This is a genomic window from Streptomyces flavofungini (assembly GCF_041028215.1).
GTDB classification, from domain to species: Bacteria; Actinomycetota; Actinomycetes; order Streptomycetales; family Streptomycetaceae; genus Streptomyces; species Streptomyces flavofungini_B.
Genome location: NZ_JASKYR010001042.1, coordinates 1 through 2,879, shown reverse-complemented (window position 1 = coordinate 2,879; position 2,879 = coordinate 1). Strand labels below are relative to the sequence as shown.

The 2,879-nt window shown below is 73.8% G+C and carries 2 protein-coding genes; one reads left to right on the top strand and one right to left on the bottom strand.

What is annotated here, in order from left to right:
- Positions 1 to 1,683 (top strand): tetratricopeptide repeat protein (locus tag AB8Z36_RS38140; RefSeq protein ID WP_369217956.1); only part of this gene is annotated, 1,683 nt, incomplete at its 5' end.
- A 64-nt stretch (positions 1,684 to 1,747) separates the two neighbouring features.
- Here the strand turns inward: AB8Z36_RS38140 and AB8Z36_RS38135 are convergent.
- Positions 1,748 to 2,879, bottom strand: a 1,132-nt coding sequence (locus AB8Z36_RS38135; protein ID WP_369217955.1) for a PEP-utilizing enzyme, incomplete at its 5' end; no start/stop codon positions are given.

Below are 2,879 nucleotides of genomic sequence, written 5' to 3'. Positions count from 1 at the left end.
CGAGCATGCGCCGCCCTCTACCGCACCCTCATGGCCGGGCGCCGCATGCTCGTCCTGCTCGACAACGCGCGGGACAGCGACCAGGTGCTGCCGCTGCTKCCCGCGACCCCGGGCTGTCTGACGCTCGTCACCAGCAGGAACAGGCTGAGCACCCTCAAGGTGCGGTGGGGCGCGGGCGCGGTGGACCTGGCCGTGCTGCCCGACGCGGAGTCCGCCCGGCTCTTCGCCCGGCGCGTCGGCAGCGCCCGTACCGAGACCGAGCCCGCGCTCCGCGACATCGTGCGCTCGTGCGCCGGGCTGCCGCTCGCCCTCGACATCGCGGCCGCGCACGCGGTCGGCCTCGCGGCGCCCGCGCTGCGCCGGCTCGCCCAGGAGCTGCGCGACCCGCACACCCGCCTCGACGCCCTGGACGCCGGTGAGGTCTCCACCAACCTGCGCATCCTGTTCGCCTCGTCCCACCAGGCGCTGGAGCCGGAGGCCGCGCGCGCGTTCCGCCTGCTGGGGCTCGCGCCGCACCTGGACATCGACCTCCAGGCGCTCGCCCATCTCCTGGACCGCACACCGGTCCAGGCGCGGCGCGTCCTGCGCGTCCTCGAAGAAGCCTGCCTGGTGCACCAGCACCGCCCCGGCCGCCTCTACCTGCACGACCTGGTCAGGCTGTACGCCGAGGAGCAGGCGGCGGCGCTCGGCGCCGACGCGCGCGAGCGGCCGGTGCGCCGCCTGGCCGACTTCTACGTGAGCAACGCCCACGCGGCACATCAGGCCCTGGACCCCCACCGCACCGCCGACGACCCCCTCCCCGCGCACCGGCCGGAGGCCGCGCCGCTGGTCTTCGACGACGCCGAGAGCGCCCTCGCCTGGTTCGAGGCGGAGTACGCGTGCCTGCGCGAGATCACCGCGACCGCGCGGCGCCGCCGGTGGCACGCCGAGGTGTGCCGTCTGACGTGGTCGCTGCACACCTTCCGGTGGCGGCGCGGGCTCTTCACCGAGAGCATCGAGGCCTGGTTCGCGGCACTGGACGCGGCGGCGGCGCTCAACGATCCGCGCCTCGCGGCCCACACCCGGCTGCGTCTCGCGGTGGCACTGGCCCAGGCGGGCCGGTACGAGGACGCGCTGCTGCACCTGGAGCGCGCCCTGGACCACTTCGACGCCCACGACGACACGGCGGGCCGCACGCGCTCCCATCACGCGCTCGCCGAGGTGCACGTCCGGATGGACGCCCACGAGAGCGCGCTCCCCCACTTCGCGGAGGCGCTCGACGGCTACCGCCGCCTCGGCGACCAGGTCGGCGAGGCCAACACCCTGAACGGCACGGGGTGGGCGCTGGCCCGCCTCGGCCGGTACGCGAGCGGCGAGGAACACTGCCTCAAGGCGCTGCCGCTGCTCCAGCACCACCGTGACGGTGAGGGCCAGGCCGCCACCTGGGACACCCTGGCCCACATCATGGGACGCACGGGCCGGACCGAACGCGCCCTGCACGCCTACGAACAGGCGCTCCGCCACTTCCAGGCCATCGGCAACGCCAACCGCGAGGCCGACACCTGGGCGCGGCTCGGCGACATCCGCGACCTGCACGGCGACCACCGCGGCGCCCGCACGGCGTGGGCCCACGCACGCGACCTCTACCGCGACCAGCGCCGCACGGCGGAGGAGCAGCGGATGACGGCACAGCTGTCGGAGTGAGGGATGCCGGAGCAGGAGACCGGTCGTCCGCGCCGACCAGCAGCGGGCCGAGTGCACTTCCGCCTCACGGCAGGAGCTCCACATACCCGTCGGCGCCGTGCACCCGGATGCGCTGGCCGTCCTTGATGTGGCGGGTGGCCTGGTCGACGCCCACCACGGCCGGCAGGCCGTACTCGCGGGCGATCACCGCGCCGTGGGTCATCTGGCCGCCGATCTCGGTCACCAGGCCCGCGACCGCCACGAAGAGCGGGGACCAGCTCGGGTCGGTGAAGGCAGTGACCAGGATGTCGCCCGCCTCCAGATCGGCGTCGGCCATGTCGTGGATGACACGGGCCCGCCCCTCCACGGTCCCGGCGGAGACCGGCAGGCCGACCAGGGCGCCGTCCGGCACGTCCGTGCGCCGGTAGGAGCCGGTGAGGGCCTCGCCGTCGGAGGTGAGCACCCGGGGCGTGGTCAGGGTCCGGCAGGAGCGGAAGGCCTCCTTGCGTTCCCGGACGAGCGGCTCGACGGCGGTCCGCCGTGCGCGCACGACGTCGTGGAGCTCCTGGAAGGTGAGGTAGAAGATGTCCTCCGGCTCCGCGATCACACCGGATGCGACGAGGCGCCGCGCCTCCGCCATCAGGGCCTGCTTGTAGACGAAGTAGCGGCAGATGATGTTGTACTTGGGGTACTCCCGGTATCCGGCGAAGATCCGGACCCGGTCGATCATCCGCTTGGTCTCCTCGGCCTTGCGCTCCCCGTCCGGCAGGAGCCGCAGGCGTGCCAGCACGTCCTGTTCCTTCTTCGCCGCCTCCTGCCGCCCGTGCTCGAAGCGCCGCCGCGCCGCACCCGGCTCGAAGTTGCGTACGTTGTCGAGGATCACCGGCACGAGCGCGGAGGGGCGTTCGCGCCACCGCGGCCGCGTGATGTCGATCTCGCCGACGCAGCGCATGCCGTACCGGTCGAGGTAGGCCTCGATGGCGGCGCGCGCCTCGCCGCCGCCCGGGAGCTTCGCCAGTCCGTCGAGGTAGTCGTCGTCCTCGACGCCCCGGAGGAACGCGACCACCTCCGGGTGCGGGCGGACCGCGTCGGCAACGTCGAGCAGGTCGAGGCCCATCTCCGAGGTGATGTTGTCGGGAGCGGACAGGGTGAGCGTGTCGGCCGCGCTCCTCTCGCCCAGCCACTCCTGGAGGTTGTCGTTGAGCCACCAGGTGGCC